We start from the raw sequence: 274 nt of genomic DNA on the forward strand, positions 1-274 counted from the left end.
TTGCTGCATTCCGTGCTGTTGATGCCAAAGGGTGGGGGCGTATCGATGCTATGCAGGACGAAGCAGGTAACTTTTGGTTGCTTGAGATTAATACCGTCCCGGGCATGACCAGTCATAGTTTGGTACCGATGGCAGCTAAGGCGCGTGGTATGGATTTCGATACGCTGTGCTGGCACATCCTTACGCAAACATTATAAACAATTGGTAGATTCAGCTTAAATGTTCTTGTCTGGCTTAATATTCATAACGCAGTTTGTGATAATCGCTATTGATA

General features: G+C 45.3%; 1 pseudogene. It reads left to right on the top strand.

The annotated features are described in order from the left end of the window. A pseudogene (locus AAEZ03_RS27280) lies at window positions 1-197 on the top strand (D-alanine--D-alanine ligase); the annotation flags it as partial. Window positions 198-274: the final 77 nt, after the last annotated feature.

Origin of the sequence: Pseudomonas sp. HY2-MNA-CIBAN-0224 (assembly GCF_040310285.1) — a bacterium.
In the GTDB taxonomy this organism is placed as follows: Bacteria; Pseudomonadota; Gammaproteobacteria; order Pseudomonadales; family Pseudomonadaceae; genus Aquipseudomonas; species Aquipseudomonas helleri.